This window comes from Halorhodospira halophila (genome assembly GCF_016653405.1).
GTDB lineage: Bacteria > Pseudomonadota > Gammaproteobacteria > Nitrococcales > Halorhodospiraceae > Halorhodospira > Halorhodospira halophila_A.
Window position 1 is genome coordinate 1 of record NZ_NHSN01000033.1, and the last position, 13,181, is coordinate 13,181.

Here is a 13,181-nt window from a genome sequence, read left to right on the forward strand (position 1 = left end):
GCCGGCGGGGCCGCGGCGGGCGCCGGTGCCGGCGCAGCATACGCCGGCTGCGGCTGCGGCGGCGGGTTGGGCGCGTTGCGCGTGATCCGGACCGACTCCTCGCCCTCGGCGATCTCAATCTCGTGGACGCCGGACTCGTCGAGCAGCTCGATAAGACGTTTGATCTTGCGAATATCCATAGATCGACGAAACCCTGTATTCAGGCCTGCCCGCCCATGCGCCGGATGGCTGCACGGACCGCAAATTCATAGCCGTCCGCGCCGAGGCCGGTGACCACCCCCTCGGCGATGTCGGACAGAAAAGAGTGTTGCCGGAACGCCTCGCGGGCGTGGACGTTGCTCAAGTGCACCTCGATGAACGGCAGCGCGACAGCGAGCAGCGCGTCGCGCAGACCGACGCTGGTGTGCGTGAGGGCCGCGGGATTGATGACGATGAACTCGACGCCCTCGTCCGCCGCGGCGTGGATTCGATCGATGAGCTCGCCCTCGTGATTGGACTGGGCGCTGTGCAGCTGTACATCGGCCGCATCGCAGATGGACCGCAAGCGGGTTTCGATGTCCTGAAGCGTCAGCCGTCCGTAGCGTTCCGGCTCGCGGGTTCCCAGCCGATTCAGATTGGGCCCGTGGATTAACAGCAGCTTAGGCATCTGACGCGCTCACCCGACTCGCACCGTCCGCGATTCTGACTGAGCGCCGAAAGATTGTCCAGTTTTACGGCGATCGCAACACATTCGCCGCCGTTTCCCCGGGGATGGCTGCGACGTATTGCCCGCGCCGACCGGCGCTGAACCCTGCCGGCCGGCGCGGATTCCAAAGGAGCCGCGGGCCGGCCGATCAGCCGCCGAAGGCTTCGCGGGTGCGCTCAGCGAACGCCTCGGCATCCTTGAAGCCGGCCACCCGATGCTCCGAGCGCTCCTCGCCCTCGCCGTCATAGAAGAGGATGGCCGGAGGCAGATAGACGCCGTACGCCTCCATCAGCTCGCGGTCCGCGTCGCTCATGTCGGTGACGTCGATGCGCACCTTCTCGGCGCCCTCAAGGGCCTCCTGCACCCGCTCATCCGGGAGCGTGCGTTCCTCGAGCTGGACACAGTAGACGCACCACTCGGCCGAGAAGTCGATGACCACCGGCCGGCCATCCTCGCGGGCCTCGGCGAGCAGCGCCTCGAGTTCGTCGAGGGTCTCGACGTGGTGCCACTCCTCCAGCACGCGAGCCCGGGCCTGGGCGTACGGATCGCCGGTGATCCCGACCCAGGGCCGCAGCGGATCGCCGGCACCGGTAGCCGCCCCCAGGACCTGCGCCCCGCCGGCCACCGCCAGCAGAACGGCCAACGTGGCCCCCGCCGCCCGGATGGGCAGCGAACCGCCCCCACCACGGCTGCGCAGCAGGCGCCAGACGAGCCACGCGGCGGCGGCCAGCAGCAGCGCCGCCCAGCCGGCCAGCACCAGCCAGTCCGGCATCAGACGGGCGGACATCCACCAGGCCACCCCCAGGAAGATGAAGCCGAAGACCTGCTTGACCGACTCCATCCACGGCCCGGAGCGCGGCATCCAGCGCCCCGCGGCCGTGCCCACGGCCAGCAGCGGTGCCCCCATACCCAGCGCCATGACATAGAGCGCCCCGGCACCGAGGACCACCTCGCCGGTGTTGCCGATGAACGCCAGCGCGGCTACCAGTGCCGGCCCTGAGCACGCGCCGACAATCAGCGTGGAGAGCACACCCATGGCCGCCACTCCGGCCGTCTGCCCGCCCGGCAACCGGCTGGAAGCGGCCTGCAGCCGGCCCTGCACCGAGGCCGGCATCTGCAGGTTGTAAAGCCCGAACATGGCCAGCGCCAGGGCGACGAACAAGGCACTGAAGGCCACCGTCACCACCGGCCCCTGCAGGTCGGCCTGGATGGCGCGCCCGGAGAGCCCGGCCAGGGCGCCGGCCAGCGCGTAGGTAATCGCCATGCCTTGGACGTAGACGAAGGACAACCAAAGCGCGCGCCCGGTACCGGGCCGGCCTCCGCCGGGCTGACTGCCGACGATCAGCCCCGAGAGGATCGGGATCATCGGGTAGATGCAGGCGGTGAAGGCGAGCAGCAGCCCGGCGACGAAGAATCCCCCGAGGATGGCCCAGAGGTTGCCGCCGCCGAGCAGCGCCTGCAGGTCCCCCATGGGCCCCTGACCACTGCCGGCCCCGCCGGCGGGGCCGCCGGAGCCATCACTGTACTGCACGGCACCGGAGCCGAGGTCGGCCTCCAGGCTGCTTGGCGGGTAGCAGAGGGAATCGGGCTCGTTGCAACCCTGGAACTCGGCGTAGAGCTGCGCCCCCTCGCCGATCGGCTCCGCGGTCTCCAGGTGCACCTGCAGCGTGCCCCGGTAGATGACCACATCGCCGAAGAACTCGTCGGAGAACGACTCGCCGCTCGGGTACGCGACCTCGACGATCTCGTTATCACCGTCGCGCAACTCGAAGTCGAAGGCGTGGCGGTAGAGGTAGTGGTCCTCAGCCACGTCCCAGCGTGCGACCAGGCGATCCTCGCCCACCTGTTCGACGGTGAACGGGAAGATCTCCTGCTGATCCACCATTCCCTGTGCCGGGGCGGCCGCAATCAGCAGACCCAGCGCCAGCCACAGCGCCGCGATCAGACCGCCTCGGTCGTAACGCATCCTGCCCTTCATCGGCTTACACCCTCCTACCGGGTTTCATCGCGTATCCAGTCCAGGAAGCCTGCCAGGCCCTTTTCGATGCCGACCGCGATGACCTCTGGAAGTTCATACGGATGCCGCTCCACAAGCATCCCCTCCAATCGGGTGTAGGCAAAATCCGATGTCTTGATCACCAACAGGCACTCGGTCTCCGCCTGCGCCTCTCCCTCCCAGTAGAAGACGGAGGTCACCCCCGGGACGATGTTGACGCAGGCGGCCAGCCGCGCCTCCACCACCTCGCCGGCGAGCCGGCGGGCGGTCTCCTCATCGGGGCAGGTGCACAGGACGACCAGTTCTCGACTCGACATGGCTGCACCTCCTCGGTCGTTGAACAGGGGTTGAATTCTACCATCGGCGTCCTCATCCACCGGGTACCGGCAGGGAACGTCACCCGAAGCAGGTGTCGGAAGCCCTTGACGGAGAAGAACCGAACGATATGATTAGCACTCACGGTTACCGAGTGCTAACAGCTAGCAGGCCGCGGGAAGCGCGGCGAACCAGATCCCAGAGTCCACGACCAAAGAGAGAGGGAGAGAGGACCGATGAGCATCCGTCCCCTGCACGACCGAGTGGTCATCCAGCGCCTTGAAGAAGAGCGCACTTCCCCGGGCGGCATCGTCATCCCGGACACCGCGGCCGAGAAGCCGATGAAGGGCAAGGTCATCGCTGTCGGCAACGGCAAGATGCTCGACAACGGCGAGCGTCGCCCCGTCGAGGTGAACGTCGGCGACCAGGTCCTGTTCGGCAAGTACGCCGGCACCGAGGTCAAGATCGACGGCCAGGATTACCTGGTGATGCGCGAGGACGACATCATGGCCGTCTTCGAGGGCTGACGCAGCGCCGACTTCCAACGCGCAGCGAGCCAGACACCCGAGACCCGAACACCGAATCGAGCAGAGGAGCCAACCATGGCTGCGAAGGAAATCCGTTTCTCCGATGATGCGCGCCAGCGCATGATGAGCGGCGTCAACCAGCTGGCCAACGCCGTCAAGGTCACCCTCGGCCCGCGCGGCCGTAACGCCGTCCTCGAGAAGAGCTTCGGCGCCCCCACCGTCACCAAGGACGGCGTCTCCGTCGCCAAGGAGATCGAGCTCGAAGACCACTTCGAGAACATGGGCGCGCAGATGCTCAAGGAGGTCTCCTCGCAGACCTCGGACGTCGCCGGTGACGGCACCACCACCGCGACCGTCCTGGCCCAGGCCATCCTGCGCGAGGGCATGAAGTCCCTGGCCGCGGGCATGAGCCCGATGGAGCTCAAGAAGGGCATCGAGAAGGCCACCGAGACGGCCTCCAACTACCTGGCCAACGAGCTGTCCAAGCCCTGCGAGGACGACAACTCCATCGCCCAGGTCGGCACCATCTCCGCGAACTCCGACGAGGCCGTGGGCCGAATCATCGCCGATGCCATGGGCAAGGTCGGCAAGGAAGGCGTGATCACCGTCGAGGAGGGCTCCGGCCTGGAGAACGAGCTGGATGTTGTCGAGGGGATGCAGTTCGACCGCGGCTACCTCTCCCCCTACTTCGTCACCGATCAGCAGACGATGAAGGCGGAGCTCGAGGACGCGGCGATCCTCCTCCACGACAAGAAGATCTCCAACATCCGCGATCTGCTGCCGCTGCTCGAGGGCGTGGCCAAGCAGAACCGGCCGCTGCTGATCATCGCCGAGGAGGTTGAGGGCGAGGCCCTGGCCACGCTGGTGGTCAACAACCTGCGCGGCATCGTCAAGGTCGCCGCGGTCAAGGCGCCCGGCTTCGGTGACCGCCGCAAGGCCATGCTCCAGGACATCGCCATCCTCACCGGCGGCACGGTCATCTCCGACGAGGTCGGCATGACCCTGGAGAACGCCACGGTCGACGACCTGGGCACCGCCAAGAAGGTGCAGATCTCCAAGGAGGAGACCACCATCGTCGGCGGCGCCGGCCGTCACGACGACATCATGGCCCGCGTCGAGCAGATCCGTGCGCAGATGGAGGAGTCCACCTCCGACTACGACAAGGAGAAGCTCCAGGAGCGCGTGGCCAAGCTGGTCGGTGGCGTTGCCGTGATCAAGGTCGGCGCGGCCACCGAGGTCGAGATGAAGGAGAAGAAGGCCCGCGTCGAGGACGCCCTGCACGCCACCCGCGCTGCGGTGGAAGAGGGCATCGTCCCCGGTGGTGGCACGGCCCTGATCCGCGCCCTGGCCGCCCTCGAGGGCCTGAGCGGCGCCAACGAGGAGCAGACCCAGGGCGTCGCGCTGGTCCGCCGTGCCATGGAGGAGCCGCTGCGCCAGCTGGTGACCAACGCCGGCGAGGACGCCTCCGTGATCGTCAACAAGGTCAAGGAGGGCAGCGGCAACCAGGGCTACAACGTCGCCACCGGCGAGTACGTGGACCTGGTGCAGGCCGGTGTCCTCGACCCGACCAAGGTCACCCGCTCGGCCCTGCAGAACGCTGCCTCCGTGGCCGCGCTGATGCTGACCACCGAGGCCATGGTCGCCGACCTGCCGAAGAAGGACGACGAAGGCGGTGGCGGCGACATGGGTGGCATGGGCGGCATGGGGGGCATGGGCGGCATGATGTAAGCCGTCCGGTTCCCGGCGCCCTGACGCCGCAACCGAACCCCCGTCGGGCCTCGCCCGGCGGGGGTTTTTTCATGGCTACGGGGGCAGCTTGCGAGGCGGCCGCCAGCGGCCCAAACTACGCTCCCGAGCCGCCCCATTCACCCGAAAAGAGCACGGATCGCCGGTGAGCGAGAAGAAAAAGCGCCGCAAGGGCAAGAAGAAAAAACCGCCGACCAACATTTTCCACCCCGCCTACTGGCCGACCTGGCTCGGGCTCGGGGTGCTGCGCCTGCTCGCACTGCTGCCCATCCCACTGATCGGCCGGCTCGGGGACGGGCTCGGCATGCTGCTCTGGGCGGTCGTGCCGAGCCGGCGTCACATCGTGCGCACCAATCTGGGCCTGGCCTTCCCAGAGCTGGGCACACGGGGACGGCGCCGCCTGGAACGCGCCCACTTCCGCTCGGCCGCCCGCGGCATGCTGGAGGGCGCACTGGCCTGGTGGGCACCCATCAACCGCCTGGCGCCCTACTACACCATCGATGGCCTGGAGCACCTAGAAGCGGCCCGCGAGGGCGGTCGCGGGGTTATCCTGCTGGGGCCGCACTACACCAGCGTAGAGATGTGCGGGAAGATCATCGGTGCCCACGTGGCAGATTTCTACCCGGTCTACAAGCCGGCCAAGGACCGCGCCTTCAACACCGCCATGGTGCGCGCGCGCCGCACCGGCGTGGTCGATGTGCTGCCCAATACCGACATGCGTCGCATCCTGCGCGTGCTGCGTGAAGGCAACGTCGTCTTCTACGCCCCGGACCAGGACTTCGGCCGCCAGGGTTCGGTCTTCGCGCCGTTCATGGGCGTCGAGACCAGCACCCTAACCATGACCGCGCGCCTGGCGCGGAGCACCGGCGCCCGGGTGGTGCCGCTGCACTGCCGGCGCCTGGCCGGCAACCGCTGGCACGTCTTCCTGGAGCCGGCGCTGGAGCCGTTCCCGACGGGCGACGACGTCGCTGACGCCACGCGGATCAATTCGGTCATCGAGGCTCAGGTGCGCGACGCCCCGGAGCAGTACCTGTGGCTGCACCGCCGTTTCAAGACGCGCCCCGACCCGGACGCCCCCAACCCGTACGCCCGCGCCGGGCGCAGGGACTAGTCGGCCAGGGGCACGGAACGACGGATGGAGGGGTGGCCGGTGAAACCGGCCCAGAGATCGCGGAAGCACTCCCCGTTGACCGGGTGCCGGGCCTCGGGGGCCAGCTCGGCCAGGGGGCGGAGGACAAAATCGAAGCGGAGGATCTCATCCCGGGGCAGGGTCACCGGATCGCCCTCGAGGACTGCATCCCCCCACAGCAGCAGATCCAGATCCAAGGTCCGCGCGGAGAACTTCTCGCCGGCCCGATGCCGGCCGTGGGCATCCTCCAACTCGCGCAGGGTATCCAGGACGTTCTCCAGCGGCTCCTCGGCCCGGAAGCTCGCCACCAGATTGTAGAAGTCCTCGCCCTCGAAACCCACCGCTGCGGTCTCGTAGACGGTGGAGAACACCATGTCCGGCCAGCGCGTGCGCAGCTCCGCCATGGCGGAGCGGATGTTGCGGTCGCGGTCGATGTTACTGCCGATGCTCAGATACGCCTGTCTCAAATCCGCTCGCCTCGCTCGATGGTCACGCCCACATCGTCCGCGCCGCGCAGCGCGCCGGGCTTGCTCACCGAAAGCCGCAGCCACGCCACGCCGAATTCGTCGCGAACGATCTTCGCCACTTCCTCGGCCAGCGTCTCCACGAGCAGGAACTCACTCTCCCCGACGAACCCAATGATCCGCTTGCCGATGGCCTTGTAGTCGAGGGCGTCGTCGATGGAGTCGGTCGCTGCAGCCCGGGCGATATCGGCGGACATCTCTAGGTCGATGCGCACCCGCTGGTGGATGCGCCGCTCCCACTCAAAGATGCCGATAACGGTCTCGACCTGCAGGCCGCGAATGAAGACGGTATCCATGGCCGCCCAGTCTCCGTCCGCAGCTGGCAAGTTGCAAGCCGGCCCGCCGGGGCGCTCCCAGCAACAACCCGCAGTAGGCAGTTCCGGCTAGAAGCCACCCGGCGACGATGGTACGCTTCCGGCCATTTCCGACACCCGGCTGGCAGAAGCGCATGAACCTCCATCCCAAGAGCCTTTACAACTCCGTCGTCCATGAGCGGCACAAGGCGCGCCAGGCGCTCGGCATCCTGCTGCTGATCGTCATCGTCGTCGTCAGCGCCCCCACCGTAGGCTGGCTCTACGCCTTGGGCGCGGTCATCGCCGGCGCCGGGATCGTGTTCCGGCTGTGGGCGGCCGGCTACCTAAGCAAAGACAAGGAACTGGCCCAGGACGGCCCCTACGCCCTGGTCCGCCACCCGCTGTACGTGGGCAACTTTCTGATCATCGGCGGCTTCCTCATGGCTGGCCAGGTCCTGTGGCTGGTTCCGGTCGCCCTCGCCTTCGCCATCCTCTACTACCCGCCGGCGATCCAGAAGGAAGACGCCAAGCTGCGCAAGAAATTCCCCGAGCAGTGGGAGCCGTGGCATGCCAAGACCTCGGCGCTGATCCCCAATCTCAACCCGGATCGCCCGCTGAACGTCACCAGCTGGTCGTTCCGCCAGAGCCTCCAGCCCAACGGCGAGCCGATCATCGCCACGCTGCTGACCATCGGTCTGATCATCATGGGGCTGCGTCTCGGCTGACGCCCCGCAGCCATGGCCGAGCCCCCCGCCGACGCGACGCCCCCGCTCACCGAAGAGCGCATCGCCGCCCTGCTGCGCAGCGGCGGCGATGCGCCTCGGGGGACCACCGCCAATCAGAGTCAGGTCCATATCTTCGCGGACCACGACCCGCCGCTGGTGATCAAGACACCTCGACCCGGGCTGGCGTATGCGGCCAGCCGCTGGGCGATCCGCCGCGAATACCGCATCTACCAGCGCCTGGCGGGCGTACCCGGCATCGCCCACTGCTACGGCCTGTACGCAGGTGCGTGGCTGGTCCTGGCGTACCAGCCGGGGTGGAAGATCCGCTTTCCCTACGTGCGCACACCGGATGCTGCCACCCCACACCCCGCGGTGGTCGGCCTGCGCCGGACCATCGCCGGCATGCACGCGCGCGGCGTGGCCCACGCCGATCTCAAGCGCCACGACAACATCATCCTCACCCCAGAGCACGAGGCGGTGGTGATCGACTTCGGCACCGCCCTGCTGCGCGACCCGGATCGCCGCGGCGGGCCGCTGTGGCGCTGGGCGGCGCAGCAGGACTGGAACGCCTGGGCCCGCTACGGATGGGGCAAGGATCCGGCCCGCATGCCCCCCGCCGTCGCCCGGCTGCAGCGACGAACGGTCATCGAGCGCGTGGCCAAGGGGCTGCGCCAGCTGGGCCGCCTGGGCCGCCTGGGCCGCTGAGACTGGACACCGCCCCGCCCCGGCGCCGAAACTGCGGGCATGGATGCCCTACCCGATTCCCTGCACGAGCTCGCCGAGCGCCACCTGGCCACCCTGCACGAGGCCGGGGCGGTGCCCGACGACGAACGCATCACCGCCAGCCTGCCCCGGGTCGTCGCCGCCAGCGACTTCGTCGCCCAGGCCGTCGCCGAACGGCAGCCGGAGCTGCTCCACGACCTGGCCGAAAGCGGCGACCTATTCACCGCTTACGGCGAGAGCGGACACCGGCAGCGCCTGCGCCCATGCCTCGACGCCGCCACCGAAGAGGCCGAGCTCTACCGCGCCCTGCGTCGCTTCCGGCGCCGCGAGATGGTGCGCATCGCCTACCGCAGCCTGGCCGGCTGGACCGGACTGGAAGAGACCCTGGAGGAGACCAGCGACCTGGCCGAGGCGTGCATCGATCTGACCCTTGGCTGGCTCCACCGCGCCCTGTCCGAGCGCTGGGGCTCCCCGCGCAGCCCCGACGGCGATCCCCAGCACCTGGTGGTGCTGGGCATGGGCAAGCTCGGCGGACGCGAGCTGAACTTCTCCTCGGACATCGATCTGATCTTCGCCTTCCCCGAGACTGGGGAGACCGACGGCAACCGGCCACGCAGCAACGACGAGTTCTTCGTCAAGCTCGGCCGACAGCTCATCGGCGCGCTCAGCGAGATCACTCCCGACGGCCAGCCCTACCGCGTCGACATGCGCCTGCGCCCCAACGGCGACGCCGGCCCCCTGGCCCTGCCTTTCTCCGCCGTCGAGACCTACTACGAAAGCCAGGGGCGGGAGTGGGAGCGCTACGCCATGATCAAGGCGCGCTGCGTCGGTGGGGATTACACCGCCGGCGACGAGCTGACCCGCAGCCTGCGCCCCTTCGTCTACCGCCGCTACCTGGACTACGGGGCCCTCGAGCAGATCCGCGAGATGAAGGCGATGATCGCCCGCGAGGTGCAGCGGCGCGGGACGGCACGCAATATCAAGACCGGCCTGGGCGGAATCCGCGAGGTGGAGTTCGTTACCCAGGCCTTCCAGCTGATCCGCGGCGGCCGCGATCCGGCGCTGCGCTCGCGGCGGCTGATGACCACCCTCGAGACCATCGCCGATCAGCAGCTGCTGCCCGAGCACGCGGTCGAGGAGCTGCGCGGCGGCTACCGGTTCCTGCGCCGGGTCGAAAACGCCGTGCAGATGCTCGCCGACGAGCAGAGCCACACCGTGCCCGAGGACCCCATCGGCCGTACCCGGGTGGCACTGGCCGCCGGTTACGACGACGCCGACACCTTCGAGGCGGAGCTCGAAACGACCCGGCGGCACATCCACGACCACTTCGACCAAGTCTTCGCCGCCCCGCAGGCCGAGGACGCCGAGGGCGACGAGGACCCCGCCGAGTTGCTGTGGAACGGCCACCTGGACCCCGACGAGGCCGCCGAACGGCTTCACGGTCTTGGCTTCCCCGAGCCCGGACACCTCGCCCGACGCCTTGAGCGCCTTCGCGAGGGCGCCGAGGTGCGCGCGCTGTCGGCCCGCGGCCGCCACCGCCTGGACCGGTTGATGCCCCTGGTGATCAACGCCTGCGTGCGCGCCCGCCGCCCGGATCTGGCCCTGGAGCGGATCCTCGACCTGATCGAGACGGTGGCCCGGCGCACCGCCTACCTGGCCCTGCTGGTCGAGCACCCCATGGCGCTCTCGCAGCTGGTCCAGCTCTGCGACGCCTCGGCGTGGGTGGCGCGCTTCCTGGCGGCACACCCGCTGCTGCTCGACGAACTCCTCGACCCCCGCACCCTCTACGAACCCCTCGGGCGCGAGGCCCTGGAAACGGATCTGGACAGCCGCCTGCGGCGCATCGCCGAGGATGACCTCGAGCAACAGATGGAGGCGCTGCGCCAGTTCAAACAGGCCAACCAACTCAAGGTGGCGGCCGCCGATGTCTCCGGCGCCGCACCGCTGATGGTGGTCAGCGACTACCTCACCCAGATCGCCGAGACCGCCTTGGAGCGAGCGGTATCCATCTGCCGCGCCCACCTGGTCCACCGCCACGGCCGGCCCATGTGCACCGATGACGGCAAGCGCCGCGAGGCCGGGTTCGCCGTGGCCGGCTACGGCAAGCTCGGCGGCCTGGAGCTGGGCTACGGATCCGATCTGGATCTGGTCTTCCTCCACGACAGCCGCGGCGAGGCGCAGCATACCGACGGCGAGCGGTCCATCGACAACCAGGTCTTTTTCGCCCGGTTGGCCCAGCGCGTGGTCCACGTCCTCAACACCGTCACCCCCGGGGGCATCGTCTACGAGGTCGACACCCGACTGCGCCCGTCGGGCAATGCCGGACTGATGAGCACCACCCTGGACGCCTTCCGCCAGTATCAGCACGAGGGTGCCTGGACGTGGGAGCACCAGGCCCTGGTGCGGGCCCGCGGCGTCGCCGGCGACCCCGGACCACGCGAGGCGTTCGAGCGGATCCGCGCCGAGGTGCTCTGCCAGGGACGCGACACAGCGGCGTTGCGCGAGGCCGTCGCCGGCATGCGCGAGCGCCAGCGCAAGGAGAAAGGCAGTCGCCGCGCCGGGCGCTTCGACCTCAAGAACGACCGCGGCGGGCTGACCGATATCGAGTTCATCGTCCAGTACGGCGTCCTCGACGCCGCCCACGACCACCCAGAGCTGACCCGCTACCCGGACAACATCCGCTTGCTGCGCGAGCTCGCCCGGGCCGGTCGGCTGGACGAGGCGGACGCCAACCGCCTGGCCGGCGCCTACCGCGCTTACCGGCGCCGCGTCCACCAGCTCGCCCTGCAGGATCAGGACGCCGCGGTCGACAGCGAGGAGCTCGCCGACGAGCGGGCGGCCGTAAGCGGAATCTGGGAGCGGATCATGGAGGGTTAAAGGCGCCTTCGCGCCGGCAGCGGGCGGCATCGGCCGGGCAAGTATGGCAAACTGCGGCGCTGCACCCAGGTCCCGATGACTACCGACGGAGATTCATTCCATGTCCTTCGCCGATCGCGACGGTTCCATCTGGCTCGATGGTGAGATGCTGCCCTGGCGCGAGGCCCGGGTCCACTGCCTGACCCACACCCTGCACTACGGCATGGGCGTCTTCGAGGGGCTGCGGGCCTACACCACCGATCAGGGGCCGGCGATCTTCCGCCTGCACGAGCACACCCGGCGGCTTTTCAACTCCGCCAAGATCCTCGGCATGGAGATCGCCCACACGCCCGAGACGATCAACCAGGCATGCATCGACGCGGTCCGCCGCAACGGCCTGAGCAGCGCCTACATCCGGCCCATGTCGTTCTACGGCTCCGAGGGCATGGGGCTGCACGCCGACGGCCTGCGGACCCACACCATGGTGGCGGCCTGGCACTGGGGCGCCTACCTCGGCGACGAGAGCCGGGAGCGGGGCATCCGCGTGCAGACCAGCTCCTTCACCCGCCACCACGTGAACATCGCCATGTGCCGGGCCAAGGCCAACGGCAACTACATGAACTCGATGCTCGCCGTGCAGGAGGCCGCCCGGGCCGGGTGCGACGAGGCGCTGCTGCTCGACGTGGACGGCTTCGTCTGCGAGGGCTCCGGCGAGAACTTCTTCATGGTCCGCGACGGCGTGCTCCACACCCCGGCGCTCACCTCGGCGCTTGAGGGCATCACCCGGGACACCATCCTGCGCCTGGCCGCCGAGGAGGGCATCGAGGTGCGCGAGCGGCGGATCACCCGCGACGAGGTCTACATCGCCGACGAGGCCTTCTTCACCGGTACCGCCGCCGAGGTCACGCCGATCCGCGAGCTCGACGGCCGCACCATCGGCCCCGGGCACCGCGGACCGATCACCGAGCGGCTGCAGTCGCGCTACTTCGCGGCGGTGGAGGGACGCGACCCGGCACACACCGACTGGCTCACCTTCGTCTGAGCCTGGCAGCGGTCACCGCCATGCCGGAACAGCCGCACTTTGTCTGGCACCAGACCCGCATCCGCCCCGAGGACCGCGCCGCGGCCCTCGGGCAACGGCCCGTGGCGGTCTGGCTGACCGGCCTCTCCGGCTCCGGCAAGTCGACCCTGGCCAACGCCCTGGAGCACGCCCTGCATGAGCGGGGGCGCCACAGCTTCCTGCTCGACGGCGACAACATCCGTCACGGGCTCAATCGGGACCTGGACCTCTCCGCCGCCGGGCGGCAGGAGAACATCCGCCGCATCGGCGAGGTCACCCGCTTGCTGCTCGATGCCGGCCTGATCGTGATCACCGCCTTCATATCGCCTTATCGCGAGGACCGCGCCCGGGTGCGCGAGGCCATCGGCGCCGAACGCTTCCTGGAGGTCCACGTCCGCGCCCCGCTGGCCACCTGCGAGCAGCGCGACCCCAAGGGCCTCTACGCCCGCGCGCGGCGCGGCGAGCTCCAGGGGATGACCGGCATCGACGACCCCTACGAGGCGCCGGACGACCCGGACCTGATCATCGACACCGACCGGGACAGCGTCGAGACCGCCACCGCACACCTCCTGCAGGCCCTCCAGCAGCGCGGGGCGATCTAG

At 69.1% G+C, this 13,181-nt stretch carries 13 protein-coding genes and 1 pseudogene; 8 read left to right on the forward strand and 6 right to left on the reverse strand.

Going from position 1 to position 13,181, the window contains the following annotated elements; translation table 11 throughout:
* The 4 genes and pseudogenes from CCR79_RS12390 to cutA all read right to left on the reverse strand — a co-directional run.
* Window positions 1-179, reverse strand: a pseudogene (locus tag CCR79_RS12390) (acetyl-CoA carboxylase biotin carboxyl carrier protein); the annotation flags it as partial.
* A 20-nt stretch (window positions 180-199) separates the two neighbouring features.
* A complete protein-coding gene (gene aroQ, locus CCR79_RS12395) occupies window positions 200-646 on the reverse strand; it encodes a type II 3-dehydroquinate dehydratase (RefSeq protein WP_201173403.1) in 447 nt (148 codons plus the stop codon).
* 187 nt (window positions 647-833) lie between these two features.
* A complete protein-coding gene (dsbD, locus tag CCR79_RS12400) occupies window positions 834-2,663 on the reverse strand; it encodes a protein-disulfide reductase DsbD (RefSeq protein ID WP_201173408.1) in 1,830 nt (609 codons plus the stop codon).
* A gap of 14 nt (window positions 2,664-2,677) precedes the next feature.
* Entirely contained in the window at window positions 2,678-2,998 is a 321-nt protein-coding gene (gene cutA, locus CCR79_RS12405) for a divalent-cation tolerance protein CutA (RefSeq protein ID WP_201173409.1), read from the reverse strand.
* Between the two features lie 234 nt (window positions 2,999-3,232).
* Here cutA and groES point away from each other — a divergent pair, with 234 nt between their 5' ends.
* The 3 genes from groES to CCR79_RS12420 all read left to right on the forward strand — a co-directional run bounded on the left by groES (window position 3,233) and on the right by CCR79_RS12420 (window position 6,380).
* Window positions 3,233-3,523 (forward strand): co-chaperone GroES, encoded by a 291-nt coding sequence (gene groES, locus CCR79_RS12410; protein WP_201173410.1) that lies wholly within the window; start codon window positions 3,233-3,235, stop codon window positions 3,521-3,523.
* Between the two features lie 75 nt (window positions 3,524-3,598).
* The gene (groL, locus tag CCR79_RS12415; protein WP_201173411.1) at window positions 3,599-5,251 is read left to right on the forward strand and encodes a chaperonin GroEL; all 1,653 of its coding nucleotides are present in this window, start codon (window positions 3,599-3,601) and stop codon (window positions 5,249-5,251) included.
* A 163-nt stretch (window positions 5,252-5,414) separates the two neighbouring features.
* Complete coding sequence (locus tag CCR79_RS12420) at window positions 5,415-6,380, forward strand: lysophospholipid acyltransferase family protein (protein ID WP_345941501.1); 966 nt, start codon at window positions 5,415-5,417, stop codon at window positions 6,378-6,380.
* Here the strand turns inward: CCR79_RS12420 and folK are convergent.
* Together folK and folB are read right to left on the reverse strand one after the other, a co-directional pair.
* Window positions 6,377-6,865 carry a 2-amino-4-hydroxy-6-hydroxymethyldihydropteridine diphosphokinase gene (gene folK, locus CCR79_RS12425; protein ID WP_201173417.1) on the reverse strand — a complete coding sequence of 163 codons (489 nt, stop codon included), beginning with the start codon at window positions 6,863-6,865 and terminating at the stop codon, window positions 6,377-6,379. The genes CCR79_RS12420 and folK overlap by 4 nt on opposite strands.
* On the reverse strand, window positions 6,862-7,218 hold the full coding sequence (gene folB, locus CCR79_RS12430; protein ID WP_201173425.1) for a dihydroneopterin aldolase: 357 nt from the start codon (window positions 7,216-7,218) through the stop codon (window positions 6,862-6,864). Before folB ends, folK begins: the two co-directional genes overlap by 4 nt.
* A gap of 152 nt (window positions 7,219-7,370) precedes the next feature.
* On the opposite strand from folB, the gene CCR79_RS12435 reads away from it, so the two are divergent.
* The 5 genes from CCR79_RS12435 to cysC all read left to right on the forward strand — a co-directional run bounded on the left by CCR79_RS12435 (window position 7,371) and on the right by cysC (window position 13,181).
* Window positions 7,371-7,940: a methyltransferase family protein gene (locus CCR79_RS12435; protein WP_201173427.1), complete on the forward strand. Its 570-nt coding sequence runs from the start codon at window positions 7,371-7,373 to the stop codon at window positions 7,938-7,940.
* 12 nt (window positions 7,941-7,952) lie between these two features.
* Complete coding sequence (locus CCR79_RS12440) at window positions 7,953-8,645, forward strand: hypothetical protein (protein WP_201173429.1); 693 nt, start codon at window positions 7,953-7,955, stop codon at window positions 8,643-8,645.
* A 39-nt stretch (window positions 8,646-8,684) separates the two neighbouring features.
* A complete protein-coding gene (gene glnE, locus CCR79_RS12445; RefSeq protein WP_201173431.1) occupies window positions 8,685-11,540 on the forward strand; it encodes a bifunctional [glutamate--ammonia ligase]-adenylyl-L-tyrosine phosphorylase/[glutamate--ammonia-ligase] adenylyltransferase in 2,856 nt (951 codons plus the stop codon).
* Between the two features lie 100 nt (window positions 11,541-11,640).
* Window positions 11,641-12,561, forward strand: a complete 921-nt coding sequence (locus tag CCR79_RS12450) for a branched-chain amino acid transaminase (RefSeq protein WP_201173433.1) — start codon at window positions 11,641-11,643, stop codon at window positions 12,559-12,561.
* A 20-nt stretch (window positions 12,562-12,581) separates the two neighbouring features.
* Window positions 12,582-13,181, forward strand: coding sequence for an adenylyl-sulfate kinase (cysC, locus tag CCR79_RS12455; RefSeq protein ID WP_201173434.1), 600 nt, complete (start codon window positions 12,582-12,584; stop codon window positions 13,179-13,181).

Coding starts and splice junctions, on each gene's coding strand:
- groES (WP_201173410.1), top strand. CDS start 3,233: ATGAGCATCCGTCCCCTGCACGACCGAGTGGTCATCCAGCGCCTTGAA.
- CCR79_RS12435 (WP_201173427.1), top strand. CDS start 7,371: ATGAACCTCCATCCCAAGAGCCTTTACAACTCCGTCGTCCATGAGCGG.
- dsbD (WP_201173408.1), bottom strand. CDS start 2,663: ATGAAGGGCAGGATGCGTTACGACCGAGGCGGTCTGATCGCGGCGCTG.
- folB (WP_201173425.1), bottom strand. CDS start 7,218: ATGGATACCGTCTTCATTCGCGGCCTGCAGGTCGAGACCGTTATCGGC.
- CCR79_RS12440 (WP_201173429.1), top strand. CDS start 7,953: ATGGCCGAGCCCCCCGCCGACGCGACGCCCCCGCTCACCGAAGAGCGC.
- glnE (WP_201173431.1), top strand. CDS start 8,685: ATGGATGCCCTACCCGATTCCCTGCACGAGCTCGCCGAGCGCCACCTG.
- cysC (WP_201173434.1), top strand. CDS start 12,582: ATGCCGGAACAGCCGCACTTTGTCTGGCACCAGACCCGCATCCGCCCC.
- CCR79_RS12450 (WP_201173433.1), top strand. CDS start 11,641: ATGTCCTTCGCCGATCGCGACGGTTCCATCTGGCTCGATGGTGAGATG.
- aroQ (WP_201173403.1), bottom strand. CDS start 646: ATGCCTAAGCTGCTGTTAATCCACGGGCCCAATCTGAATCGGCTGGGA.
- groL (WP_201173411.1), top strand. CDS start 3,599: ATGGCTGCGAAGGAAATCCGTTTCTCCGATGATGCGCGCCAGCGCATG.
- cutA (WP_201173409.1), bottom strand. CDS start 2,998: ATGTCGAGTCGAGAACTGGTCGTCCTGTGCACCTGCCCCGATGAGGAG.